Annotated in this window: 22 protein-coding genes; 18 read left to right on the plus strand and 4 right to left on the minus strand. The window is 59.5% G+C overall.

Annotated features, from left to right (window positions below):
- Window positions 1–297: 297 nt before the first annotated feature.
- Window positions 298–858, plus strand: a complete 561-nt coding sequence (locus NFS22_RS03760; RefSeq protein WP_251316437.1) for a manganese efflux pump MntP — start codon at window positions 298–300, stop codon at window positions 856–858.
- A gap of 107 nt (window positions 859–965) precedes the next feature.
- The gene (locus tag NFS22_RS03765) at window positions 966–2,147 is read left to right on the plus strand and encodes a dicarboxylate/amino acid:cation symporter (protein WP_251316438.1); all 1,182 of its coding nucleotides are present in this window, start codon (window positions 966–968) and stop codon (window positions 2,145–2,147) included.
- Between the two features lie 37 nt (window positions 2,148–2,184).
- Here the strand turns inward: NFS22_RS03765 and NFS22_RS03770 are convergent, their stop codons facing one another.
- The gene (locus NFS22_RS03770) at window positions 2,185–2,679 is read right to left on the minus strand and encodes a bactofilin family protein (protein ID WP_251316439.1); all 495 of its coding nucleotides are present in this window, start codon (window positions 2,677–2,679) and stop codon (window positions 2,185–2,187) included.
- Window positions 2,680–2,930: 251 nt separating this feature from the next.
- Between NFS22_RS03770 and glgX the strand changes: the two genes are divergently transcribed.
- The gene (glgX, locus tag NFS22_RS03775) at window positions 2,931–4,997 is read left to right on the plus strand and encodes a glycogen debranching protein GlgX (RefSeq protein ID WP_338147938.1); all 2,067 of its coding nucleotides are present in this window, start codon (window positions 2,931–2,933) and stop codon (window positions 4,995–4,997) included.
- Window positions 4,998–5,067: 70 nt separating this feature from the next.
- On the opposite strand, the gene NFS22_RS03780 is transcribed toward glgX, so the two are convergent.
- Both NFS22_RS03780 and NFS22_RS03785 read right to left on the minus strand, forming a co-directional pair.
- Window positions 5,068–5,808, minus strand: a complete 741-nt coding sequence (locus tag NFS22_RS03780) for an aspartate/glutamate racemase family protein (protein ID WP_251316441.1) — start codon at window positions 5,806–5,808, stop codon at window positions 5,068–5,070.
- A gap of 160 nt (window positions 5,809–5,968) precedes the next feature.
- Window positions 5,969–7,135, minus strand: a complete 1,167-nt coding sequence (locus NFS22_RS03785; protein ID WP_251316442.1) for a PucR family transcriptional regulator — start codon at window positions 7,133–7,135, stop codon at window positions 5,969–5,971.
- A gap of 182 nt (window positions 7,136–7,317) precedes the next feature.
- Here NFS22_RS03785 and NFS22_RS03790 point away from each other — a divergent pair, with 182 nt between their 5' ends.
- The 14 genes from NFS22_RS03790 (at window position 7,318) to NFS22_RS03855 (ending at window position 24,586) form a co-directional block, all read left to right on the plus strand.
- On the plus strand, window positions 7,318–8,343 hold the full coding sequence (locus NFS22_RS03790) for a hydroxyacid dehydrogenase (protein WP_251316443.1): 1,026 nt from the start codon (window positions 7,318–7,320) through the stop codon (window positions 8,341–8,343).
- 18 nt (window positions 8,344–8,361) lie between these two features.
- Window positions 8,362–9,366, plus strand: coding sequence for an NAD(P)-dependent oxidoreductase (locus NFS22_RS03795; RefSeq protein ID WP_251316444.1), 1,005 nt, complete (start codon window positions 8,362–8,364; stop codon window positions 9,364–9,366).
- The gene (locus NFS22_RS03800; protein ID WP_251316445.1) at window positions 9,363–10,547 is read left to right on the plus strand and encodes a pyridoxal phosphate-dependent aminotransferase; all 1,185 of its coding nucleotides are present in this window, start codon (window positions 9,363–9,365) and stop codon (window positions 10,545–10,547) included. Before NFS22_RS03795 ends, NFS22_RS03800 begins: the two co-directional genes overlap by 4 nt.
- A gap of 31 nt (window positions 10,548–10,578) precedes the next feature.
- Window positions 10,579–11,238 carry an NAD(P)-binding domain-containing protein gene (locus NFS22_RS03805; protein WP_251316446.1) on the plus strand — a complete coding sequence of 220 codons (660 nt, stop codon included), beginning with the start codon at window positions 10,579–10,581 and terminating at the stop codon, window positions 11,236–11,238.
- Window positions 11,235–12,608, plus strand: a complete 1,374-nt coding sequence (locus tag NFS22_RS03810; protein WP_338147939.1) for an FAD-dependent oxidoreductase — start codon at window positions 11,235–11,237, stop codon at window positions 12,606–12,608. The genes NFS22_RS03805 and NFS22_RS03810 overlap by 4 nt, the downstream gene beginning before the upstream one ends.
- Before the next feature lie 81 nt (window positions 12,609–12,689).
- Window positions 12,690–14,069 carry a hypothetical protein gene (locus NFS22_RS03815; protein WP_251316448.1) on the plus strand — a complete coding sequence of 460 codons (1,380 nt, stop codon included), beginning with the start codon at window positions 12,690–12,692 and terminating at the stop codon, window positions 14,067–14,069.
- Between the two features lie 116 nt (window positions 14,070–14,185).
- Window positions 14,186–14,968 carry an enoyl-CoA hydratase/isomerase family protein gene (locus tag NFS22_RS03820; RefSeq protein ID WP_251316449.1) on the plus strand — a complete coding sequence of 261 codons (783 nt, stop codon included), beginning with the start codon at window positions 14,186–14,188 and terminating at the stop codon, window positions 14,966–14,968.
- 20 nt (window positions 14,969–14,988) lie between these two features.
- Complete coding sequence (locus NFS22_RS03825) at window positions 14,989–16,191, plus strand: CaiB/BaiF CoA transferase family protein (RefSeq protein ID WP_251316450.1); 1,203 nt, start codon at window positions 14,989–14,991, stop codon at window positions 16,189–16,191.
- 27 nt (window positions 16,192–16,218) lie between these two features.
- Window positions 16,219–17,517, plus strand: a complete 1,299-nt coding sequence (locus NFS22_RS03830) for a 2-hydroxyacyl-CoA dehydratase subunit D (protein ID WP_251316451.1) — start codon at window positions 16,219–16,221, stop codon at window positions 17,515–17,517.
- Window positions 17,510–18,637, plus strand: coding sequence for a 2-hydroxyacyl-CoA dehydratase subunit D (locus NFS22_RS03835; protein ID WP_251316452.1), 1,128 nt, complete (start codon window positions 17,510–17,512; stop codon window positions 18,635–18,637). Before NFS22_RS03830 ends, NFS22_RS03835 begins: the two co-directional genes overlap by 8 nt.
- A 30-nt stretch (window positions 18,638–18,667) precedes the next feature.
- Complete coding sequence (locus tag NFS22_RS03840; RefSeq protein WP_251316453.1) at window positions 18,668–19,864, plus strand: thiolase family protein; 1,197 nt, start codon at window positions 18,668–18,670, stop codon at window positions 19,862–19,864.
- 37 nt (window positions 19,865–19,901) lie between these two features.
- Window positions 19,902–20,780 (plus strand): 3-hydroxyacyl-CoA dehydrogenase family protein, encoded by an 879-nt coding sequence (locus tag NFS22_RS03845; RefSeq protein WP_251316454.1) that lies wholly within the window; start codon window positions 19,902–19,904, stop codon window positions 20,778–20,780.
- A gap of 234 nt (window positions 20,781–21,014) precedes the next feature.
- Complete coding sequence (locus NFS22_RS03850) at window positions 21,015–22,850, plus strand: NAD(P)-binding protein (protein WP_251316455.1); 1,836 nt, start codon at window positions 21,015–21,017, stop codon at window positions 22,848–22,850.
- The gene (locus tag NFS22_RS03855; RefSeq protein WP_251316456.1) at window positions 22,844–24,586 is read left to right on the plus strand and encodes a [FeFe] hydrogenase, group A; all 1,743 of its coding nucleotides are present in this window, start codon (window positions 22,844–22,846) and stop codon (window positions 24,584–24,586) included. The genes NFS22_RS03850 and NFS22_RS03855 overlap by 7 nt, the downstream gene beginning before the upstream one ends.
- 142 nt (window positions 24,587–24,728) lie before the next feature.
- Here NFS22_RS03855 and NFS22_RS24000 read toward each other — a convergent pair whose 3' ends face one another.
- Window positions 24,729–24,872, minus strand: a complete 144-nt coding sequence (locus NFS22_RS24000; protein WP_420908839.1) for a tyrosine-type recombinase/integrase — start codon at window positions 24,870–24,872, stop codon at window positions 24,729–24,731.
- Window positions 24,873–25,077: 205 nt separating this feature from the next.
- On the opposite strand from NFS22_RS24000, the gene NFS22_RS24225 reads away from it, so the two are divergent.
- The gene (locus tag NFS22_RS24225; protein WP_478292993.1) at window positions 25,078–25,446 is read left to right on the plus strand and encodes a hypothetical protein; all 369 of its coding nucleotides are present in this window, start codon (window positions 25,078–25,080) and stop codon (window positions 25,444–25,446) included.
- The last annotated feature ends 207 nt before the right edge of the window (window positions 25,447–25,653 follow it).

Raw genomic sequence — 25,653 nt, forward strand, 5'->3', positions numbered from 1 at the left:
CTCAACTTTAACCGATTTGGCCTCATCCTTCTACTTTTTTCTTCCTCTTTTGTCCAACATGTATTGTACTCCTACACAGTCATATTTTCTGATTTGAGAAAATAGGTTGACAAGGGCGGCTGTTTTGTGGTACACTGGCACCCAACGTAAGGGAGTAGCCGGTGCGCCTGGCGTACGGCCCGGTCAACACACTGGAAGGGACACCCCTCCTGGCCGGGCCTGAAACGACGAGACTTACCTGTCCATGGGACGGGTGGGTCTTTTTTCTTATCTTCACACAATTTGGGAGGACTTGTTATGCGGCTGTATGAGCTTTTTATTATCGCGGTCAGCCTGTCCATGGACGCCTTTGCCGTGTCTATCTGTAAGGGGCTGTCTACAAAACGTCCCAGGCTGGGGCAATGTCTGGCCTGCGGCGGATGGTTTGGAGGTTTTCAGGCCCTGATGCCCTTTATTGGCTGGCTGCTGGGGGTGCGCTTTCAGCAAATGATTGTCTCTATCGACCACTGGATTGCCTTTTTCCTGCTGGGGCTCATCGGCTTTAACATGGTGCGGGAGTCCCGAAGCGGCCAGGCGGAGGAGCTGGACTGTTCCTTTGGCCCGGCGGCCATGCTGCCTCTGGCGGTGGCCACCTCCATTGACGCCCTGGCCGTGGGGGTCACCTTTGCCTTTCTCAAGGTAGACATTGTACCCGCCGTCCTGTTTATCGGCGTGACCACCTTTGTTCTGTCTGCCGCAGGCGTGAAGGCGGGCTCCGTCTTCGGGGCCCGGTATAAGAGCCGTGCTGAGCTGGCGGGGGGACTGATCCTCATTGGGATGGGCGTTAAAATTCTTGCGGAACACACCCTGCTGGCCTGAGCGGTTGCTTTTTCTGCCAGGATGTGCTAATATAGTCAAAGTACTACAAAAGAATCAAAATGATTCTTTGCGGGTTTGTGTGCCGCAACAAGGGAAAGGAGAAAACTATGAAAAAATCTGACAATCTGCCTCTGAAACTGCTGGTGGGGATCATCGTCGGCATTATTGCCGGCCTGCTCCTGCCAGAAAAGGCCATGACCATTGTGGTCACGCTGAAGTATGTGCTCAATCAGCTCATCATGTTCTGCGTGCCCCTGATTGTGATCGGCTTTATCGCTCCCTCTATCACAAAAATGGGGTCCAATGCCACCCGGATGCTGGGGGTGGCCATTGTTATCGCCTATGTCAGCACCGTGCTGGCCACCCTGATGTCCATGGCTGCGGGCTATATTCTGGTTCCCCATCTGCCCATTGCCTCCACCATGGACGGCCTGAAAGAGCTGCCCGGCGTAGCCTTCCAGCTGGATATTCCCCAGATCATGCCTGTGATGAGCGCTCTGGTCTTTTCCATCCTTGTGGGTCTGGCCGCCGTATGGACCAAGGCCAAGACTGTTATTGCCATTCTGGACGAATTCCAGAACATTGTTCTGTCCGTGGTGAAAAAGGTGGTAATCCCTGTACTGCCTTTCTTCATTGCCCTTACCTTCTGCGGCCTTAGCTATGATGGCACCATCACCAAGCAGTTCCCCGCCTTCCTGCTGGCCATTGTGATTGTAATGGCGGGCCACTACATCTGGCTGGCTGTCCTCTACGGCTTTGCCGGGGCCTACTCCGGCCGCAGCGCCATTGACGTGGTCAAGTACTACGGCCCGGCCTATCTCACTGCCGTGGGCACCATGTCCTCCGCCGCCACCTTGGCCGTGGCCCTGGACGGAGCCCGGAAGAGCCCCTCCCTCCGCCCTGACATGGTGGAGTTCGGCATCCCCCTGTTCGCCAATATCCACCTGTGCGGCTCTGCGCTGACTGAGACATTTTTTGTCATGATCGTCTCCAAGGTTCTCTTCGGCAGGCTGCCCAGTGTGGGCTCCATGATTTTGTTTATCCTGCTGCTGGGCATCTTCGCCATTGGTGCTCCTGGCGTCCCCGGCGGCACAGTGATGGCCTCTCTGGGCCTGATTACCGGCATCCTGTTTACCGACCCCGCCACCTCCGGTGACGCCACCGCATTGATGCTGGCCATCTTCGCCCTTCAGGACAGCTTTGGCACCGCCTGCAACGTCACTGGCGACGGAGCACTTACCCTGATTCTCACCGGCTACGCCGAAAAACACGGCATCAAGGAAGCATAAAAAAGCGGCCCGAAGCTGATCGCTTCGGGCCGCTATTTTAGTCCGCGCCAAATTCCAGATCGACGCTGTCCACCGGGGGAGCGGGGGGGTCGGGCACAAAGGTCCGCTCCGGGGCGGCCAGCATCTTGCTGCTGCCGTCCAGACGACCGTTCTCCACCACCAGGGAGCAGGTGGATACGTCGCCATGGATGCTGCCGGTGCGCTCCAGACACAGATTGTCCCGGGCGGTAATGCTGCCCTGGACCTCGCCTGCCACCCGAACTGAGTCGGCGGTGATGGGGCCTTTGACCTCGCCGGTAGTGGTGATGGTAACCGAGCCTTTCAGCTTGATCTCACCCTCCACACGGCCCTCAATCTGAACAATACCCTCGCCCTCTACTGTACCGATAAAGGTGATCCCCTTGGCAATAATGGTATTGTCCTGGGGCTGAGGCAATTTGGGCAGGGAATCGAAAGCGTCCTCAAAGGTCTCCTCCTCAAAGGAGGGGGTGGTCATAGGCTCCTGCCTGGTCTGTCCTCCGAAAAAACCCATAGTCGATCGCTCCTTACATACTTGATTTCATTGCGCCGCGCAGCCCTTGCCGGACCGTCACGCCGAAGACTACTTGAATTATAACAAACTTCGTCCTTGGGCGCAAGTATAAAAAAGACTGAAATATAAGGCGGAATAAAAAGAAATGACAAATCCAAAAAAAGGCGTATAATGGAGACAGCACTATTTTGGATAAGGAGGATCGATCCATGTCAAACATCGCTTCCACTCCGGCGAAGGGCTCTGTAGAGATGGCCCTTCCCCGCACCATCCATCTGGTCCCACTGAACCGAATCGCCGGCTTTGATGTCCGGCCGGGCTTCTACGAGATCAACGGCGCCACCGCTATCCCCGGCGGCGTTAACTTCACGGTCCACTCCCATGGGGCCACCTCTATCGAGCTGCTCCTGTTCCACCGGGAACAGGACGAGCCCTTTGCTGTTCTCCCTTTCCCGGAGCATTACCGCATTGGCAATGTCTACTCCATGATTGTATTCAAACTGAACATTGAGGAATTTGAATACGCCTACCGGGTGGACGGCCCCTACGACCCCCAGAAGGGCCTGATTTTTGACCGGAGCAAATACCTGCTGGACCCCTACGCCAAGGCGGTCACCGGCCAGAGCCAGTGGGGCTCCAAGGCCCCCTTCGGCCAGCACTACAAAGCCCGGGTGGTGAAGGACGACTTCGACTGGGCGGACATGCCCCAGCCCCTCATCCCCATGGAGGATCTGATTATCTATGAGCTCCATGTCCGAGGCTTTACCAAGGACCCCTCCTCCGGTGTGGCCCATCCGGGTACCTTTGCCGGGCTGATGGAAAAGCTGGACTATTTACAGGACCTGGGCGTCAACGCCATTGAGCTGATGCCCATTTATGAGTTTGACGAGATGCAGGACTACCGGGAGGTGGACGGCAATACCCTGTACAACTACTGGGGCTACAGTACCGTCAGCTTTTTCGCCCCCAACACCAGCTACACCGCCTCCACCGAGTACAACCGGGAGGGCAACGAGCTCAAGCAGCTCATCCAGGCCTGCAACCAGCGGGGGATTGAGGTCTATCTGGACGTGGTCTTCAACCACACCGCCGAGGGAAACGAGAAGGGCCCCTTCTTCTCCTTTAAGGGGTTTGACAACAACATCTACTATCTGCTCACCCCCGACGGACACTATTATAACTTTTCCGGCTGCGGCAACACCATGAACTGCAACCACCCCATTGTCCGCCAGATGATTCTGGACTGCCTGCGCTACTGGGTCACCACCTACCGGGTGGACGGCTTCCGCTTTGATCTGGCCTCCATTCTGGGCCGCAGTGAGGACGGCTCCCCCATGGGGGCGCCCCCTCTGCTCCAGGCCCTGGCCTTTGACCCCATCCTGGGTAATGTGAAGCTCATTGCCGAGGCCTGGGACGCCGGCGGGCTGTATCAGGTGGGCAGCTTCCCCGCTTGGAACCGCTGGGCGGAGTGGAACGGCCGCTACCGGGACGACATCCGCCGCTATTTGAAAGGGGATGAGGGCTGCGCCCAGGGGGCCGCCCTGCGCATTGCCGGTTCGGAGGATATGTACGCCAACCAGGGCCGGGCAAACGCCTCGGTGAACTTTATCACCTGCCACGACGGCTTCCCCCTGTGGGACCTGTACTGCTACAACGAAAAGCACAACCTGTCCAACGGCTGGAACAACACCGACGGCGCCAACGACAACAACAGCTGGAACTGCGGCGCGGAAGGGGAGACGGACAACCCGGAGATCAACGCATTGCGCCGCCGGATGTGCCGCAACGCCTTTGCCCTGCTCATGTGCAGCCGGGGCATCCCCATGTTCCTGGCCGGGGACGAGTTCTGCAATACCCAGATGGGCAACAACAACGCCTACTGCCAGGACAACATTATCTCCTGGCTGGACTGGAACCGGCTGGAGCGCAACCGGGACATGTTTGAATTTTTCCGATATATGACCGGCTTCCGCAAGCGGTGGCGGGTCCTCCGCACCCGGACCGGGGACGGCTCCTGCGGTTTCCCGGAGGTGAGCTTCCATGGGGTCACGCCCTGGCGGGACCGGCCCTTTGACGGCCACGACCGCTATATCGGCGTCATGTTCAGCGGCTGGGAGCGGGATACCGGGCCCCAGGTGGTCTATGTGGCCTCCAACGCCTGGTGGGAGGACCTGAGCATTACTCTGCCTCAGCTGCCCGCCTCCATGTACTGGGAGAAGGCTGTGGACACCTGGCAGGCGGAGCAGTCACCCGAACCCGTCTCCGGAAACCAGACCGTCATACGGGGACGGAGCGTCATGGTCTTTGTGGCGCGGTAGACATCACAAAAAAATGGAAGGGCCCCTCCCGGACGAAACCGGGGGGCCCTTCGCAGCTTTCAGGGGCAAATCAATAGAGAGGATTGTGGGGATAGATGGGGGCGTCTACGCAGGTGCTGATATACTCCAGCAGCTGGTTCATGCCGAACACCGGCACCTGGGCAATCTGCTGAATCATGTGAGTAAAGGGGGCGTAATTGGCGCACTCTAAAACCAGGGCGCCGGTGTCGGGGTACTGCTCCATGTGCTTTTCGGTCATCTCGCGGATGCAGGCGGCCATGGGCTCCCAGTTGCCCTCCGGATTGTCGGCGATAATCATCTGGGAGAAGGCGGAGTCGGCCTCCAGCCCGCTGACATGGACGGGGATATTCTTGGAGGACCAGCCCGCCTGGTTGAAGTACTGCTCGTTCATGCCCTGGGCGTACTCCGACAGGATGCCGATAGAGCGCTTGCGGCTCAGGGCGGTGTAAATCATGGGGACCAGAATCAGGGGGGAGGTAAACACGGGGATATTGACCGCGTCGGCCAGCTGGCGCTGGAAGCCGGCCAAAAAGCCGCAGCTGGTGGCGATGGCCTTGCAGCCCTCGGCCTCAAGCTGGCGGGCGGCCTCAATAAAGGGGGCCAGCAGGCGGCTGTCCGCGTTCTTCTCCGTCATATTGAGGGGGTCCACATCCACAATCTGATACCGGACCGGCATGGAGAAGGTCCTGGCGTTGCCAATATCCCCCACCAGTCGTGGGAAAACGGTGCGCATCATGAGAATGCCGATATCCTGTCCATAATTGGTATAACCACCCTTAATTGCTGTCATATGTGATCTTCCTTTCTTCATTTCAGACCTGGAGAGTTCCTTTGCGGTGAATCTTCGACTATATTTTTAGCAAACTCTTCAAAAAAAGTCAAAGCATAATTGGCCGCATGGTACACTTTGTCGAAAAAACAAAGAATTTTGATACACTTTGTAAGGCGGCTCAGTAGACAAAGTAGTCGTGCAGCAGCAAAGAGATGGACATGTGGAGGCGGCTGTAGTAGTCATCCAGCCGCAGGTCGCTGATCTCCTCAATCTTCTCCAGCCGGTTAATCAGAGTGTGCCGGTGGAGAAAGAGCTGACGGGCTGTCTGGGTCATGTTGCAGTTGTTGGAGAGATAGACCCGGAGGGTTTGCACATAGTTGGTTCTGTTGACCCGGTCGTAGTTCAGTAAAATTTGCAGGTGCTGGTTGTCCAGCACGATAGAGCTCTCCTTGCGGTGAATCTGGCCGAATATCTTTAAAAATTCAATGTGTCCGTAGAAGCAGACTCCCCGCCGGGCCTTAATCAGCTGGAGGGTGGCCAGCGCCTCCACCGCGTGGCTGATGGCGGCCAAGGGGCTGGCGTCCCGGCGCAGCTCCTCCGCCCCCAGGTAGTAGTTGGCCCCAAAATCCTCCGACAAAAGGGTGAATTTAATGCTGAGCCGGTAAAACATGGACAAAAAGCTGCTGAGGGTGGGGTGGGAGATCAGAAACACGCACCGGTTCTGTGACAGCTTCTCCCCCACAAAGAAGCTGCTGTTGGCCTGGATAAAGGACCAGATTTCCATCTGACATTTCTGCCACACCGCCGCCTCCGCCTGGGTGTAGTTGACGGGCTCCAGCAGCAGCACCTGAATGCTCTGCTGCTCCTCCTCTGTGGCCGACTTGTTCAGCACATCAGGCAGGCTGGAGAGCAGCAGGGCGTGAGCCTGCTCCAGGATGGCGTCGGTCCAGTCCCGCTTGGGCTTGTGGTCGATCATGCGGATCATTGTGTGGAGAAACTCCGAGAAGGTCAGCTTTTTAGGCACCAGCAGCACAGGGAAGTCCAGCTCGTCCGCCTGGTCCAGGATATAAGGGGGGATGGCATCGATATAGTACCCCGCCTGGATGGCGATTCCGCACACGCCCCGTTTGGCCAGCTCGGGAATGAAATCCTTATACAGGCATTCATTGTCCAGGCCGTAGCCGGTGGTAAGCAGCAGCTCACCGGGCTGCACCGTTTTGGGGGTATCCGGTATCTCCATGATATTGATCCAGAGAATCTCGTTCCGGATTCCCCTGCTTCCGGCTACCACCGCAACCCCAGGGAAAATTTTCTGCTGAAGAAGATCTTGAATGGTAATAGACATACCGGCATCCTTTCCCCCGTTTCATGTTTGTACAGTGTTAATAATTATAGCACATTTTCCCTCCATTTCAAATGGTTAGAACAGACAAAGTGTTGACCATGACCACAAAATTATACACACTTTGTCCATTGTCGATTTCTTGTGATATTTATAGAATATTAACGAAAGGAGGGGATAGTATCATGAGTTATCGGGTACTAATCACCGAAGCAGTAAATGACAAAGGGCTGGATTTTCTGCGGGAACAGGGCTATGAGCTGGTCATGGGCACTGGTCCCTCAGAGGAGACCCTCTTAGAGGAATGCAAGGATTGCGACGGGGCGCTGACCCGGAACGGAAAGTTCTCCGCCCGGGTGTTTGACGGCTGTCCCAAGCTGAAGGTGGTATCCATGCACGGCATCGGCGTAGACGGCATTGACGTGGACGCCGCCACCGCCCGGGGCATCCAGATCTGCAACGCCGCCGAGTCCAATCAGCGCTCCGTGGCCGAATATGCCATTGGACTGATCCTCATGCTGGCCAAGCAGTCCGTCACCTATAACAACGGACTGAAAAACGGCCAGATGACCTCTGTGCGCCAGGTCTACGGCAACGACGTCAGCGGCAAGACCCTGAGCATTATTGGCATGGGCAATATCGGCACCCAGGTGGCCCGCATGGCGGCCCACGGTCTGGGTATGAAGGTAATCGGCTACAGCCGCCGCATCACCAAAGACCAGGAGATGGACTTCGGCCTTTTGACCCCCGATATGAAAAAGGTCATCTCCAGCGCCGACTATCTGTCTCTTCATCTGCCTGGCACCGGCTCCACCGCCAAGCTGCTGGATGAGGAGAAGCTGTCCTGGCTCAAGCCCAGCGCCTTCCTCATCAACACCGGCCGGGGCGAGGTTATTGACGAGAGCGCCCTGATCCGTATGCTCCAGGAGGGCCGCCTGCGGGGCGCCGCTCTGGACGTGTTCGAGGGCAACCTGCCCAAGGAGGACAACCCCCTGCTGTCCATGGACAACGTGATCGTCACCCCCCATACCGCCGCCTTCACCACCGAGGCCCTGGAGCGTATGAGCTATCAGGCCGCTCTGGGCATTGTAGAGACACTGGAGCACCGCCCCATTACCTATGCGGTGAACAAGCTGTCAGACAACTTTGAGGAGAACAAGGACATTGCCGCCGTGATGGATTTCTTCCGCCACGAGTTCAACTATAAATAATAAAAAAGAGGTTAAAGCATGAAAGTACGCGTGTACGGAGCTCAGCCCGACGAGCTGAGGCTCTATGATGAGGCGGAGAAGCAGGGCGGCCTCACCTTCGATTTCGCCAAGGCCCCGCTGAACGAGAGCAATGTGGACGAGGTTCAGGACTGCGAGGCCATCATTGTGATGACCAACTGCCAGGTCAATGAGAAGGTGGTGGAGATGCTGGCCAAAAAGGGCGTAAAGTATATAGCCACCCGCTCCGCCGGCAGCGACCATGTGGACTACGCCGCCGTGAAGAAGTACGGCATGCACTGCTGCAACGTCCCCTTCTACGCCCCTGAGGCCATTTCGGAGCACACCATTCTCATGGCCCTGCGGGTGCTGCGCCATGAGAAGAAGTGCAGCGCCAAGCTGGCCGCCGGGGACTACACCCTGGAGGGCCTGAAGGGCCGTCAGCTGGGTCAGCTCACCGCAGGCGTGCTGGGCACTGGCCGCATTGGCCGCACCACCATGACCCTGCTCAATGGGTTCGGCACCAGGGTGCTGGGTTGGGACCCCTATCCCAATGAGCCCGCCGCCAAGCTGTGCACCTATGTGGAGCGGGACCAGCTGCTCCGTGAGAGCGACATCATCTTCCTCCACTGCCCCCTCACCCCCGACAGCTACCACGTGATTGGCAAGGAGACCCTGTCCATGATGCGTGACGGCGCTGTGCTCATCAACACCGCCCGGGGCGGCCTGGTGGACCACGCCGCCGTGCTGGAGGCCCTGAAGAGCGGCAAGCTCAGCGGCTTTGGCTTTGACGTCTATGAGGATGAGGCCGCCTTTGTGCGCAAAAAGAAGACCCTGGACGAGATCGGCGACCCTGTGTTTGAGGCCCTGCTGGCCTGTGAGGACGCCATCTACAGCCCCCATGTGGCCTTCTACACCGACGGCGCCATCTACAGCATGATTGAGGTCACCCTGGACAATCTGCGCCAGTATCAGGCCACCGGCGAGTGCCGCAACGAAATCAAGGAGGAGGCCGGACCGGTATGAGAAACATGGTATCTCAGGGCGCGCAGCGGCTGGAGCCCTCCCTGATCCGCACTGTGCTGGACCGGGCGGCCGCCCTCCGGAGCGAGGGCCACAGGGTAATCCCCTTCAGCGCCGGTGAACCCAACTTCAACACCCCCAGCCCCATCAAGGCCGCCGCCCAAAAGGCTATTGAGGAGAATTTTACCCATTATACCTCCAACCGCGGCCTTCCCGGCCTGCGGACCATCATTGCCAAGATGATGGAGCAGACCACCGGCACGGCCTATGATCCCGAAACCGAGATTATTGTCACCTCCAGCGGCGCCGAGGCCCTGAACAACGCTATCCACGCCTTTGTGGGCCAGGGCGACGAGGTCATTATCCCCACCCCCGCCTTTGTCTCCTACAAGAACCTGGTGAAGTTCACCGGGGCTGAGGTGGTAGAGGTTCCCCTGTCTCCCAAGGAGTGCTTCCGTCTGGATGCCAAGGCCATCCAGGCCAAGATCACCCCCAAAACCAAGATGATTATCCTGAACAACCCCAACAACCCCAGCGGTGCCGTCTACACCCGGGAGGACCTGGAGGCGGTGGCCAAGCTGGCGGTGGAGCACGACCTGCTGGTCCTCTCCGACGAGATGTACAGCCGGCTGGTCTACGACGGGGCGGAGTTCGTCTCGGTCACCTCCCTGCCCGGCATGCGGGAGCGGGCCATTGTGGTCAGCGGCTTCTCCAAGTCCTACGCCATGACCGGCTGGCGGCTGGGCTACCTGATTGCTGACAAGGCCCTGGTCTCCACCATGCTCAAGGTCCACCAGTACTCCACCACCTGCTCCCCCACCTTTATTCAGAAGGGACTGGTGGACTCTCTGGAGGACCTCCAGACCGAGAAGGAGGTTCAGGACATGCTGGCCGCCTTCGCCCAGCGCCGCAAGGCCATTCTGGCCGGCCTGGAGAAGATCCCCGGCCTGACCCCCATCACCCCAAGGGGCGCCTTCTACGTGACAGTGGATGTGTCCGCCACCGGGATGAACGGCATGGACTTTGCCACCAGGCTGCTGGAGGAGAAGTATGTGGCCACAGTGCCCGCCGCCGCTTTCGACGGCGACACCGCCAACCTCATCCGCATCTCCTACGCCGCCTCTGACGAGGATATTCAGGAGGGCCTGAAGCGGCTGGAGGACTTTGTCAAGGGACTGAAATAACCCTGGCCAGACTTGAAAAGGAGAATATTCCATGAGCTTTGCTTTGATCGGATCAGGAAAACTGGGGCGGGTGCTGTTTCAGGCCGCTGCGGGACCCCGGCTGGTGATTGATATGCGCCCGGAAAACCTGGAGCCCTTCCGGGCTCAGGCCGAGCTGGGCGTCACCACCCGGCTGGCCGACGCCGCCCAGTGCCAGGTAACGGCGGCGGCTGTCCCCGCCGGGGCCTGTGAAGAGGTGTTTGCCGCCCTGTGTCCCCAGCTGCCTGAGGGGCACATCTTCCTCAACTTCTCCACCAACTGGGATATCCCCCAGGAGCTGGCGGAGCAGTACCCCCATCTCCACCTGCTGAATGTCAAGCTGGTGGGCTCCGCCATTGGCATCTCCCACGGCCTGAAAGGGCTGGCGGTTGTGGCTCAGGCCCCCGGCCAGGTGCTGGAGCAGATCCAGAAGAGCCTGCCCGGCCTGGAGACGATGGCCGGTGACCCCATTGCTGTGCGGGATATCAATACCCGCGCCACCCGGGCGGCCCTGGCTGCTGCGGTGGCTCTGGAGAAGGAGCTGGCCGGTCTGGATGTCCCCGCGCCCATGATCCGGGCGGCGGCGGGCTGCCTGATGCCCGGAGTGATAATCGCCTACCAGAACAATGAGCTGGGTGGTTTTGCCCAAAAGATTGTGGACGAGCTGCGCTGAGCGGCTGTCCACAGGGGAATAATCGAGAGCACAAACAGGGAACACCTCCCTGTCCCTGTAAATATAAGGCAGAAGAAAGGAAAAAAGACATGAAGGTTATCATCGTAGGCGGTGGCTGGGCCGGTTCCGGCGCCGCTATCGCCGCCCGCAACGCAGGCGCCGAGGTCACTGTTCTGGAGCGTACCGACATGCTGCTGGGTACTGGTCTGGTGGGTGGCATCATGCGCAACAACGGCCGTTTCACCGCCACAGAGGAGATGATCGCTCTGGGCGGAAACGAGATTTTTGAGACCATTGACGCAAATTGCCGCCACAAAAATATCGAGTTCCCCGGCCACAAGCATGCCAGCCTGTATGACATCGCCCTCATTGAGCCCGCCATCCGCAATCTTCTGGTGAGCAAGGGCATTGAGGTCCGCCTCCAGGCCCGGATGAAGGACGTGGAGATGGACGGCGAGAAGATCACCGCCGTCATCCTGGACGACGACGAGAAGATTACCGGTGATGTGTTCATTGACGCCACCGGCAGCGCCGGTCCTATGGGCAACTGCGGCAAGTACGGCAACGGCTGTGCCATGTGCGTGCTGCGCTGCCCCTCCTACGGCGGCCGTGTGAGCCTGGTGGGCAAGGCCGGCGTCCCCGAGAAGCAGGGCAAAAAGGCCGACGGCACCATTGGCGCTATGAGCGGCTCCTGCAAGCTGTTTAAGGAGTCTCTCAGCAAGGAGATTGTGGACATGCTGAACAACACCGGCGTGGCTGTCATCCCCCTGCCTGAGGAGCTGCGCAAGGGCGAGGGTGCCCTGGCCAAGAAGGCCTGCCAGCAGTACGCGCTGAAGGAGTTCAACGAGAACATCATCCTGCTGGACACCGGCCACGCCAAGCTGATGACCCCCTACTACCCCCTGGAGCAGCTGCACCAGGTTCCCGGTTTTGAGAACGCCCGGTATGAGGACCCCTACGCCGGCGGCAAGGGCAACTCCATGCGCTACATGGCGCTGGCTCCCCGGGACGACGCTTTGAAGGTTAAGGGCCTGGACAACGTGTTCTGCGGCGGTGAGAAGGCCGGACTGCTGGTCGGCCACACCGAGGCCATTGTCACCGGTACTCTGGCCGGCCACAATGCGGTGCGCTATGCCCTGGGTCAGGAGTTGCTGGTCCTGCCCGAAACTCTGACCGTGGGCGACGCCATCTCCTATGTCCGCCAGGTGATGGACACCGAGGAGGGCATGACCAAAAAGTACACCTTCTCCGGCTCCGTCTACTTCAACCGGATGCAGGAGCAGGGCCTGTACACCACCGATATCGCTACCATCAAGGACAAGGTAGACAAGACCGGTCTGACCGGTGTGTTCTCCAAAAAACTGGCTTGATTTATGTTAGGAGATACATGAAAACAAATTCACTGACTATAATTTAAGGGAGATGTGGCCTACGTGATAGAGCTAACTTATATGCATTATATTTACCTGGCGGTCATTGTGGTTGTCATTGCGCTGATGATTATGAAGCACGACGTAGTGGTGCCCTGTATCGTCGGACTGTTTGTACTGGGCTTCTGCTACAGCGGTTTCAGCCTGATCGGCGGCGCCCAGGCCGTGTTCAACGGCATGATGGCGGCGGGCGGAGACCTGTTTGATATCATGCTGATTATCGCGCTGATGGTGGCTATGCTGAAAGCCATGGAGGCCATAGGGGCGGACCGAATGATGATTGCCCCGGCCACCAAGCTGATTAAAAGCCCCACAATGGCCTTCTTCGTGATTGCCGTTGTGATGTATATCTGCGCCTCCTTCTTCTGGCCCACCCCCGCCACCGCTCTGGTTGGCACGATTCTGATCCCCATTGCCATGAAGGCGGGCCTGGCCCCCATGATGGCCTGTATCGCCATGAATATCGCCGGCCACGGCATGGCCCTGTCCGGTGACCTGGTGCTCCAGGGCGCTCCCGCCCTGTCCGCCGGCGCCTCCAACGCCGACCTGCCCACCGTTGTGGCCAATGGCGGCATTCTGGCCACCATCACCGGCGTGGTAGTAATCGTGATCACTGTGGTCATGTACCGCAAGGAGATTACTACCCGCTACGTCCCCGCGGAGGGCGAGCAGGCCCAGCAGGCTGCTGAGGTGGCCAATCCCCCCAAGTGCGCCAAGGCGTTTGCCGTAATCGTCCCTATTGTGTTCTTTATCATTGTACTGCGCATTATTGCCGGCGCCGCCATCCCCAGCATGTCCAAAATTTTCGGCGGCGACGCCACCGCCCTGCTGGGCGGCGCGGCCTCCATGCTGCTCATCCTGATCTGCCTGTTTACCGACCGCAAAACCTTCCTGGAGAAGATTGGCGACTATCTGCGCACCGGTATGCTGTTCTCCATCAAGATCTTCGCCGTGGTGATTCCCATTGCCGCCTTCTTCTTCCTGGGCAATCCGGAAACCGCCCCCGGCATCCTGGGCGAGGGAGCTCCCGGTTTCCTGTTTGATCTGGGCAACGCCATGCAGAATGTTCTGCCTCTGAACCCCATCACCCTGTCCATTGGTATTGCCATCATTGGCGGCATCACCGGTCTGGACGGCTCCGGCTTCTCCGGTGTGCCTCTGGTGGCCGGACTGGCGGCCGCTCTGGGCGGCCCTCTGGGCTATGATGTGGCCATGCTGGCCGCTCTGGGCCAGGTATCTGCCATCTGGGTTGGCGGCGGCTGTCTGAGCGCCTGGGCCTTTGGCGCTGTGGCCAGCGCAGGCGTGGCGGGAGTATCTCCCGCGGAGCTGGTCCGGAAAAACTTTATCCCCGTTATCACCGGTCTGGCCGTTGCCAGTATTGTAACCGCGTTTATGCTGTAAATAACGCCTTTTAGCTATTGCAGAGCTTCACGGGCCGCCGCACCTCCGCATCAGCGAAGGGGAGCGGCGGCCCGTCCTCATGTTTATCTGATTAAGAAGGGACTGTTTGCTGATCCATGGATTTTGAAAATATCCTCTATGAGGTAGAGGACGGTATTTTGTATCTGACCCTGAACCGCCCCGACGTGCGCAACGCCCTGAGCCCCGCCATGTGGCGGGATATCCAGGGCGCGGTCCAGCGGGCGGGGAGCGACCCGGAGGTCCAGGTGGTTATCATCTCGGGCAAGGGCGGCAAGGCCCTGGCCAGCGGAGCGGATATCCGGGAGATTCATGACCGGGACTACCTCAAGCAGATGGAGGGCACCGCCACCATCTGCCTGAAAATGGTGGAGGACCTGTACAAGCCCACCATCTGCGCCATCAACGGCTACGCCCTGGGGGGCGGCTGTGAGCTGGCCATGTCCTGTGACATCCGGGTGGCCACCAAGCGCTCCAAGTTCGGCCAGCCCGAGACGGGCCTGGGCATCATGCCCGGCGCCGGCGGCACTCAGCGTCTGGCCCGGCTGGTGGGCCTGGGCCGGGCCAAGGAGCTGATCTTCACCGGACGCATTATTTCCGCCGAGGAGGCCGCCTCCATTGGCCTGGTGAACCACGTGACTGAAGACACCGAGGAGGAGTTGATGGCCTGCGCCAAGGATCTGGCCGCTCAGATCATGAAAAAGGGCCCCATGGCCACCAATCTGGCCAAGCTGTGCATCAATCTGGGCTATGAGACCGACATCAACACCGGCCTGATGATCGAGCGGCTGGCCCAGACTATCGCCTTCAGCACCGAGGACCGGAAAGAGGGTACCGCCGCTTTCCTGGAGAAGCGGGCCGCCCAGTTTACAGGAAAATAATTTAGTAAGAGGGGATCATTATGAAACCATTTGAAGGAATTAAAGTTGTGGAGCTGTCCACCATGCTGGCAGCCTCCATGACAGGCCGTATCCTGGCCGAGTGGGGAGCCGACGTCATCAAGGTGGAGTCTATGAACGGCGACGCCTGGCGCAAGCAGGCGGGCACCACCATGTCCCCCTGCACCCCCGACGCCAACCCCAACTTTGATATGCAGAATCTGAACAAGCGCTTTGTGGGCCTGAACATGCGCACCCCCGAGGGCCATGCGGCCATGATTAAGCTGCTGGAGGGGGCAGACATCCTAGTAACCAACTACCGGGTCCAGGCCCTGGAGGGCATGGGTCTGGCCTATGAACAGTTGAAGGACCGCTTCCCCAAGCTGATTCACGCCTCCGTGCTGGGCTACGGCGACAAGGGCCCGGACAAGGACCGCCCCGGCTATGACTACACCGCCTTTTTCTCCCGCTCCGGCCTGATGGCCGACCTGCCTCCCGCCGGCGCCGGACCCCTGGTGCCCATTGGCGGCGTGGGCGACCACAGCGTGGCTGTGGCCCTGGCCGGCGGTATCGCCGCCGCCATGTTCCGCCGGGAGCGCACCGGTTTGGGCGATAAAGTGGACGTCTCTCTGCTCCAGATCGGCTCCTTTATCGGCAGCACCGGCATCCTCAACGGCTTCAACGGCCGCAAACTCCCCCGTGACCGCTACGACTGCGGCCACGCCGGCAGCAACACCTACCAGGGCTCCGACGGCGAGTGGCTCTACCTGGCCGTTATTGACTACCGCCGCTTCCCCGAGTTCTGTGAGCTGATTGGCATGCCTGAGATCGCCACCGACCCCAAGTACTCCACCTCTGAGGCCTACTATAAGAACAAGGCCGAGCTGACCCGTATCTTCGACGGCGTCTTCGCCCAGCACCCCGTGGACTACTGGGACAAGATTCTGGAGGAGCACGACCTGCCCCACGAGGTTCTGCGCCACTTCAAGGACGTACCCAACGACCCCCAGGCCATTGCCAACCACTACGTCCATAACTATGAGTATCCCGACGGCACCAAAACCGTCTTTGTCAACGGCCCTGTCCACTTTGGCAGTGTGGACCCCGAGCAGTTCAGCTATCAGACCTCCGGCCCTATCGGACGGGACACCGCCCAGGTGCTCAAGGAGCTGGGCTACTCTGATGAAAAGATTGCCGAGATGTATGAGGCCAAAGAAATCCGCTAATTTTCTTGAAAGAAGGCAGACGCAATTATGAGTGAACCTGTTGTCAATCCCGGGACGGAGCAGACCGCGCCCCCTCCCAAGCCCAAACGGCCCAAGCCTAAGTCCATGCTGATGATCGGTGAGCAGACCACAGCCCTGTTTGAAAACGCCCGCCTGGCCAAGGAGCGGGGAGAGAAGGTGGGCTGGTCCGCCTCCATCTTCCCCCAGGAGATTGCCGAGACCCTGGGGCTGAATGTCCTCTACCCTGAAAACCACGCCGCCGGTATCGCCGCCCGGCACCAGGCCGACCCCTTCCTCCAGGAGTGCGAGGGCCCTCTGGGCTACTCCAACGACCTGTGTGCTTACGCCAAGCTGAATCTGGCCTACGCCGCCGTTCTCAACGACGAGAGCGAGATTGAGCTGCCCGACGGCGGCAAGATGGTCAAGCCCGACTTTCTGCTGCTGACCAACAACATCTGCAACCAGCTGACCAAGTGGTATGAGAACCTGGCCCGCCAGATGAATATTCCCATCTTCTTTATCGACACCTGCTACAACCCCTTCGACTATGTCACCGAGACACGGGTGCGCTATGTCCGAGCCCAGATTGACCAGCTGATTCAGGACCTGTGCGCTTTTACCGGCAAGACTTGGGATGAGGAGCGCTTCAAGGAGGTCATGGCCATCTCCCAGCGCAACAGCTACCTGTGGGAGCGGGCCAACGGCCTGCTGGACCACAAGCCCGCCCCCATTGGCGGCTTTGAGCTGTTCAACTACATGTCCGCCATGGTGTGCAACCGGGGCAAGACATCCACCACCGCCATTATGGAGCAGCTCAACGCTGAGATGGAGGAGCACATTAAAAACGGCACCTCCACCTTCCCCGTGGAGCAGGAGTTCCGGGTGTCCTGGGACGGTATCGCCTGCTGGCCCTACCTGAGCCACAATCTGCGCACCCTGAAAAAGTACGGCATCAACATGGTGGCCTCCAGCTACGGCAAGGCCTGGGCCATTGAGTATGAGGACCTGGACGGCATGGCCCGCGCCTACTGCTTTGCCTCCACCAACGGAGACAACGCCACCACCATGATCTCCCGCCGCCTGGAGGCCCTGAAACAGTTTGGCTGTGAGGGCACCATCTACCACGTGAACCGCAGCTGCAAAGTGATGGACTGCCAGATGATGGAGGTCCAGCGCCAGCTGTCCGAACAGGCGGGAGTCCCCTTCACCTCCTTCGACGGCGATCAGGCGGACTATCGCAACTACAGCGAGGCCCAGTTTGAAACCCGCATCCAGGGCCTGGTGGAAGTAATGAAGCAGAACAAGGAGGCGAAGACCAATGGCTGAACTGCGTGAAAATCTGGCCCGTCTTCAGGCGGCCTGTGACAACCCCAGGCAGCAGCTGGACTACTACTTAAAGCAGGGCAAAAAGGTGGTGGGCTGCTTCGCCCCCTACACCCCTGAGGAGCTGGTCCACGCCTCCGGTATGGTCCCCATGGGCCTGTGGGGCGGCCAGACCGAATTCCAGAAGGTGACCAGCTACCTGCCCGCCTTCGCCTGCCCCATTATGCAGGCCAACCTGGAGTTTGGACTGAACGGGGTCTATGAGGGGCTGTCGGCGGTCATCATCCCCGCCATCTGCGACACGCTGCGGTGCATGACCCAGAATTGGCGCTTCGGCGTGACCTCCATCCCCATGATCCCCATTGTCTATCCCCAGAACCGCACCTCTCCCGCCAGCGTGGACTACCTGGTCAGCGAGTATGAGACAGTGCTCACCATGCTGTGCACCATTACCGGCCAGATGATGAACGAAAAAGCCCTGTGCCGCACCATTGAGGTGTACAACGAACACAACGCCGCCATGCGGGAGTTTGCCCAGACGGCCAACGACCACCTGGATGTCATTACCCCCCGTGTGCGCCACACCGTATTTAAAAGCGCCTTCTTCTTTGAGAAGGGGGAGCACACCGCCATTGTGAAGGAAATCACCGCCGCTTTGAAGGAGCAGCCCGTCCACAACTGGACCGGCAAAAAGGTTTTGCTCACCGGCATTGCCTTTGAGCCCGGCGAGGTGCTGGACATTCTGGCCGACAACGATCTGGCCGTGGTGGGGGACGACCTGGCCCAGGAGAGCCGCCAGTACCGCACCGACACCCCCCTCAAGGGCGGCGGCGGGCTGAAGCGGCTGGCCCTTCAGTGGAACGTCCGGTACGGGTGCAGCCTGATTCATGAGCTGGACAAGCCCAGAGGGAAGATGCTGGCCAAAATGTGCCAGGAGACCGGGGCTCAGGGTGTCCTCACCGGCCTGATGAAGTTCTGCGACCCGGAGGAGTACGACCTGCCCTTCCTGGAAAACGACCTGCGACAGGCCGGGGTGCACTGCACCACCGTCAGCATTGACCAGCAGAGCTCCAGCGTGGAGCAGCTGCGCACCCGTATCCAGACCTTCGCTGAGCTGCTGTAATTCCCCATTTTTTGAAAGGAAGTCTGTTCCATGGAAAATGTATACATTATGGGGGGCGTACGCACCGCCATTGGCAAATACGGCGGCTCGCTGAAAAGCGTCCCCGCCCACACGCTGGGCGCCCTGGTCATCCGTGAGGCCCTCACCCGCTCCGGCGTGTCTGACGACATGGTGGATGAGGTCATCCTGGGTGAGGTTCGCCAGAGCACCGAGGCCTCCAATATCGCCCGCTGCGCCCTGCTGGAGGCGGGACTGCCTGAGTCCGTCCCCGGCTACACCGTAAACCGGCTGTGCGCCTCTGCCATGCAGGCGGTGTTCAGCGGCTGCCAGGAGATCTGGCTGGACGAGGCGGACACCATTGTGGCCGGCGGCACCGAAAACATGAGCCGCGCCCCCGTCTTCCTGCGCAACGCCCGCTGGGGAGGCAATAAGCCCGCCGTTGTGGACTCCAACATTGAGGCCGGCACTACCGCTCAGCCTGCGTCTATCTACGGCACTCAGCTGAGCATGCCCCGGACGGCGGAGAACGTGGCGGAGCGCTTTGGCATTACCGCCCAGCAGCAAAACGAGTTTGCCGCCGAGAGCCAGCGCCGGGCTGCCGCCGCTATCGCTGCGGGTCATTTTAAAAAGGAGATCGTCCCCGTTGAAGTGAAGGAGAAGAAGAATGCCTTTACCTTTGACACCGACGAGTTCCCCCGTCCCGGCACCACGCTGGAGGTGCTCTCCAAGCTGAAGCCCATTGTGAAGCCGGACGGCACCGTCACCGCCGGCAACTCCTGCGGCCTGAACGACGGTGCCTCCGCCCTGGTTCTGATGTCGGAAAAGAAGGTGGAGCAGACCGGTTTAAAGCCCTGGGCCAAAATCCTGGGCATCACCCGGGTGGCTCTGGACCCCGCTATCATGGGCTACGGGCCGGTTCCCGCCACCCAAAAGCTGCTGGACAAACTGGGCATGACCATTGACCAGATCGACCTGGTGGAGCTGAACGAGGCCTTTGCCGCCCAGTCGGTGGCCTGTGTCCGTGACCTGGGCCTGGACCCCGGCAAGGTCAACATCAGCGGCGGCGCAATCGCCCTGGGCCACCCCCTGGGCTGCACCGGCACCCGGCTGATTGTCACCCTGCTGCACAATTTGCAGCGCACCGGCGGCAAAATCGGCCTTGCCACCCTGTGCATTGGCGGCGGCCAGTCCATGGCCATCATGATTGAGCGGGTAGGCGACAAATAAGCGGAATTCTGCAATAAATTGGAAAGCTGGGATTGCTATGAAAATTGAAGATGTCAAACATGTAACTGTGATCGGTGCTGGAGCCATGGGCCGCCAGATTGCCATGAACACCGCCCTCAACGGCCGCAAAGAGGGCTATCAGGTGTTGCTGACCGACTCCTTTGAGAAGGCTGTGGACAGCGCCAAGGACTGGGCCGCCGGTTATCTGAAGGGCCGGGTGGACAAGGGCCGCATCACTCAGGAGGAGGCCGACCTGGTGTCCTCCCGCCTGACCTTTACCACCGACGTGGACGCGGGGGTGAAGGAGGCCGACCTGGTGGTGGAGGCCATCATTGAGGACCTGGAGATTAAGAAGGAGCTGTTTGGCCGCATCAGCAAAATTGTCAAGGCGGACACCATTCTGGCTACCAACAGCTCCAACCTGGTCAGCTCCAAGCTGGCCGGCGTTACCCAGAACCCCGAGCGGCTGATGAACCTGCACTACTTCAATCCCGCCCTGGTGATGAAGCTGGTGGAGGTGGTCAAGGGCCCCCACACCAGCGACGAGGCCGTGGAGTGCGCCCGGGCCTTTGGAGAGAAGACAGGCAAGTCCCCCATTGTCATCCAGAAGGAGATTGCCGGCTTTGTGGCCAACCGCATCAACGCCGCTGTCACCCGTGAGGCATGCCTGCTGCTGGAAAAGGGCATTGCCTCGGTGGAGGATATCGACACCGCCTGCGAAAAGGGCCTGGGCTACCCCATGGGCCCCTTCAAGCTGATGGATATGACCGGTCTGGATGTGAACTACTATGTCCGCCGGGACCGTTTCGCCGAGAGCGGCGACCCCAACGACGCCCCCAGCCCCCTGGTGATCGACAAGGTTATCAAGGGCGAGTTTGGCCGCAAGACCGGCAAGGGCTGGTATACCTACGAATAAAGTGCTTTCTTAGGCCGGTTCTCCGAAAGAGCGGCGGGGAACCGGCCGCTTTGCAGCATCAAAATGAATGAAGGAGACCAAAATATTTCATGCAAAAATAATTATGACGGAATTCCTTTGCAAAAAGAAAATTATTCCAAGATAGCCGCTATTTATTTTCTGTCACCGTATTAGCGCCTGAAATTTATTCGATTTCCCCATGCATACCACTTATTTTTAGGAAGGATGGTTATTTTGAGCCGATTATCCATTGAAACCTTAAGCGGCGCCCAGGCGATACTCAATCATCTCAACCAGGATATGGAACGGCGGATCAACGCCAGCCAGCCGGGGCTGTGCCCGGTGGACATGTCACTGAACTTTCTTCGCCTGTGCCACGCCCAGACCTGCGGCAAATGCGTCCCCTGCCGGGTGGGCCTGAACCAGCTGGCCGTTCTCATTGAACAGGTGCTGGACCGGAAGGCTACGCTGGAGACCATTGACCTGATCGAGGAGACCGCCCAGGTGATCGCCGACTCCGCCGACTGTGCCATTGGCTATGAGGCGGCCCACATGGTGCTCAAGGGTGTCCGGGGCTTCCGGGAGGACTATGAGGAGCACATCCTCCATGGCCGCTGTATCTGCGGGCTGAGCCACCCGGTGCCCTGCGTATCCACCTGCCCCGCCCATGTGGACATCCCGGGCTATGTGGCCCTGGTGCGGGAGGGCCGGTTTGACGATGCCGTGCGCCTGATCCGGAAGGACAACCCCTTCGTCTCTGCCTGCGCCTACGTCTGCGAGCACCCCTGCGAGGGCCAGTGCCGCCGGCGGATGGTGGACGACGCCGTGAATATCTGCGGCCTGAAGCGCTTTGCCGTGGACAACGCCGCCCCCGCCCCCATAGCCCGGAAGGCGGAGCCCACCGGCAAGACAGTGGCCGTGATCGGCGGCGGACCAGGCGGCCTGACCGCAGCCTACTACCTGTCCCTCATGGGCCACGAGGTCACCGTCTATGAGCAGCGGCCCAAGCTGGGCGGCATGCTGCGCTACGGCATCCCCGACTACCGCCTGCCCCAGGATGTGCTGGACCGGGACATTGCCCACATCCTCACCGCCGGAGTGCAGGTACATACCGGCGTGTCTATCGGCAAAGACCTGACCATGGAGGACATCCAGAACAGCTTTGACGCGGTGTATATCGCCATTGGCGCACACAACGACAAAAAGCTGGGCCTGGAAGGGGAGGACGCCCAGAATGTCATCAGCGCCGTGGCCCTGCTCCGCGGCATTGGCGAGGGGAACATCCCCGACTTCACCGGCAAGAGGGTGTGCGTAATCGGCGGCGGCAACGTGTCAATGGACGCCTCCCGTACCGCCCGGCGTCTGGGCGCGGAGAGCGTCACCTGTGTCTACCGCCGCCGGGTGGCCGACATGACCGCCCTGCCTGAGGAGATTGAGGAGGCCATGCGGGAGGACTGTCAGATCCTGCCCCTCCAGGCCCCCGCCCGCATTGAGGTGGACGAGGAGGGCAAGGTGGCCGCCCTGTGGACCCGCCCTCAGGTTATCGGTGCCTACGACCGGAACTACCGGCCCAAGCCCCGCAACGCAGACGCCAAGGAGTTCCGCATCCCCTGCGACTATGTGATTGTGGCCATTGGCCAGGCCATTGAGGCCCAGGCCTTTGAGCAGGTGGGCGTTACCACCAGCCGGGGGGCTATCCAGGCCGATTTGACCAGCTCCGTCCCCGGCGTGGACAATGTCTTCGCCGGCGGCGACGCGGTGTCCGGCCCTGCTACCGTCATCCGGGCTGTGGCCGCCGGCAAGGTGGCCGCCGCCAATATCGATAACTACCTGGGCTTTGACCACAAGATCAGCTGCGACGTGGAGGTGCCGCCCGCCCACTTCACCAACGCCCCGCCCTGCGGCCGAGTGAATCTGAGAAGCCACGCCCAGCCCCAGTGCAAGGGAGACTTCTCCCTGGTGGTGGACGGCATGACCCCGGAGGAGGCCCAGCAGGAGTCCAGCCGCTGCCTGCGATGCGACCACTTCGGCTATGGTAGCTTTAAGGGAGGGAGGAACACAGAATGGTAAGACTGCGTATTGACAATCTGAGCGTTCAGGTTCCGGAGGGAACCACAATCCTTGCCGCCGCCCAGAGCGCCGGCGTCCACATCCCCCACCTGTGCTATTTGAAGGGGATCAACGAGATTGCCGCCTGCCGGGTGTGCTGCGTGGAGGTGGAGGGCGAGCGGGCCATGGTCACCGCCTGCAACAGCCCTGTAAAGGAGGGCATGGTGGTCCATACCAATTCCCCCCGCGCCCGTCAGACCCGGCGGACCAATGTGGAGCTGATTTTGTCTCAGCACGACTGCAGGTGCGCCGCCTGCGCCCGCAGCGGAAATTGCCAGCTCCAGACCATTGCCAACGATTTGGGCATCCTAACCGTCCCCTACAAGACCCAGCTGCCTGAGGGACTGCGGGGAGCCTGGACCACTACCTTCCCCCTGTACCACGACTACAACAAGTGCATCAAGTGTATGCGCTGTATCCAGATCTGTGACAAGGTCCAGTCCCTGAGCATCTGGGATGTGGCGGGCACTGGCGGACGCACTGTGGTGGATGTGTCCAACAACCGGGTGATTAAAGATTCCGACTGCGCCCTGTGCGGCCAGTGTATCACCCACTGCCCTGTGGGCGGCCTGCGGGAGCGGGATGACACCCAGAAGGCCTTTGCCGCCCTGGCCAACCCGGACAAGATTACCGTGGTCCAGGTGGCCCCCGCCGTCCGCACCGCCTGGGGCGAGTACTTCGGGCTCAGCCGGGAGGAGGCCACCATGGAGCGCATGGCCGCCTGCCTGCGCCGCCTGGGTTTCCGCTATGTCTTCGATACCAATTTCACCGCCGACCTGACTATCATGGAGGAGGGCAACGAGTTCCTCCACCGGCTGAAATCCGGCGGGCTGACCCGCTGGCCCATGTTTACCAGCTGCTGTCCCGGCTGGGTGCGCTTCCTCAAGGGCCAGTACCCGGAGCTCACCGGCCAGTTGTCCAGCGCCAAGTCCCCTCAGCAGATGTTTGGCAGCGTAACCAAGAGCTGGTTCGCTGAAAAGCTGGGGGTAGAGCCAGAGAAGATTTTCTGTGTGTCCATTATGCCCTGCGTGGCCAAAAAGGCGGAGTGCGAGCTGCCCACTATGGCCACTGAGCACGGCCCGGACGTGGATCTGGTGCTCACCACCCGTGAGCTGGTTCGGATGCTCCGGGCGGACAAGCTGGACCCGGCCGCCATTCCGGAGGAACCCCTGGACAGCCCCCTGGGTACCCACACCGGCGCAGGTGTTATCTTCGGAGCCACCGGCGGCGTGATGGAGGCCGCCCTGCGTACCGCCTCCTATGTCCTCACCGGCGAAAATCCGGAGCCGGATGCCTTCGCGGACGTCCGTACAGGCCCCGGTCTGCGGGAGGTCACCTATGAGATCGCCGGCGTCCCCGTGCGGTGCGCCGTGGTCAGCGGGCTGGGCAATGCCCGGCAGCTCATTGAACAGCTGAAGGCCAACAAGGTCCATTACGACTTTGTGGAGGTCATGGCCTGCCCCGGCGGCTGCGTGGGCGGCGGCGGACAGCCTATCTCGGTGGAGGATGAGGAGCGCTACGGCATCCGGGGCCAGCGGCTGTATCAGCTGGACCGGGAGAACCCCATACGTTTCTCCCACGAGAACCCGGACGTGCAGAAGCTGTACAGCGAATTCCTGGGTGCCCCCCTCAGCGAAAAGGCGGAGGAATTGCTCCACACCGACCACAAGGCCTGGAAGATGCCCAATCAACCCTGAGGAGGAAGGTTTTAATTCCACACAAGCCAAGGAAGGATTTCATATCTCTTACATCCATACTGGTCAAGGTGTTCTCTATTTATCTATAATTCGAGCCCTCTATGATAACAGTATTGCAGCCTACAAAACGTCAAAATCTCAGTTAGATATGTGAATTATTTAAAATGTTTACTGTTACTGATACATCGGAGTGTCCCATAAGCTTCTTTGCAACGTTTAGCGGGACCCCGGCTCGTTGGAGGTCGGTGCAGAAGGTATGCCTCAGACAGTATGAATGAGTTTTAATAGAAACACTGTAATATCAAGGCTTTTCGGAGCCTACACCCACAAAAAAATATTATTTGAGCTATCACATTACGCAGAAAGCCGTCCGGCATGAAAAAACGGGCGGCTTTTTTGCGTGGATAGCCGGGAGGGAGGCGAAAAAATAGTAACTAACTTTTAGCGCAAGATTTGTGCAACATTCACGAAATTAAAAAAGGAGGTAACGAATGGCAGACGAAAAATTAAACGTGAGCCCGGAGGAAAATCCCCAGCCCAGCTTGTTCGATGCCGGCCCGGAGGGTGCTCCTGCCCAGGACGCTCCCGCCCCCGAGCCCCCGGCCCCGGAGAACGCCCCCGAGCAGACTGGCGGCGAACCACCCGTCCAGGATGCCCCGGCTGGGGTCCCCGGCGCGGTGAATGTCTCCGCTGACCAGATTGAAAAGCTGATGACAACTTTGCAGAAGCCGTTGAAAGTATACATGATATGTTCCTTGTATGCTTCTGTGCAAGGCATAAATGATTCCCCCTTTCTCCCACATAGGGCGGTGCATGGTTTACAAGTTGCATTTATAAATCATAGGGACGACTGCGCTTAGGCTGTCGCCCTTTGATTATTGATTACAAAAAAGAACCGATAACCGCATTTCTTTACTTCTGCGTGTTATCGGCTCTGCGTCTGTGCGTCTGGCTCTTTGATAACCGAAATATCCTTTTCGCTAAAATTTTAATGCTGTTGCCCTGTTCCAAATACAAGTGAAATTTACAAGATACACTTTCAAATGTGCCGTTTCTTACGTTTTTAA

Source organism: Flintibacter muris (assembly GCF_943192995.1).
GTDB classification, from domain to species: domain Bacteria; phylum Bacillota; class Clostridia; order Oscillospirales; family Oscillospiraceae; genus Lawsonibacter; species Lawsonibacter muris.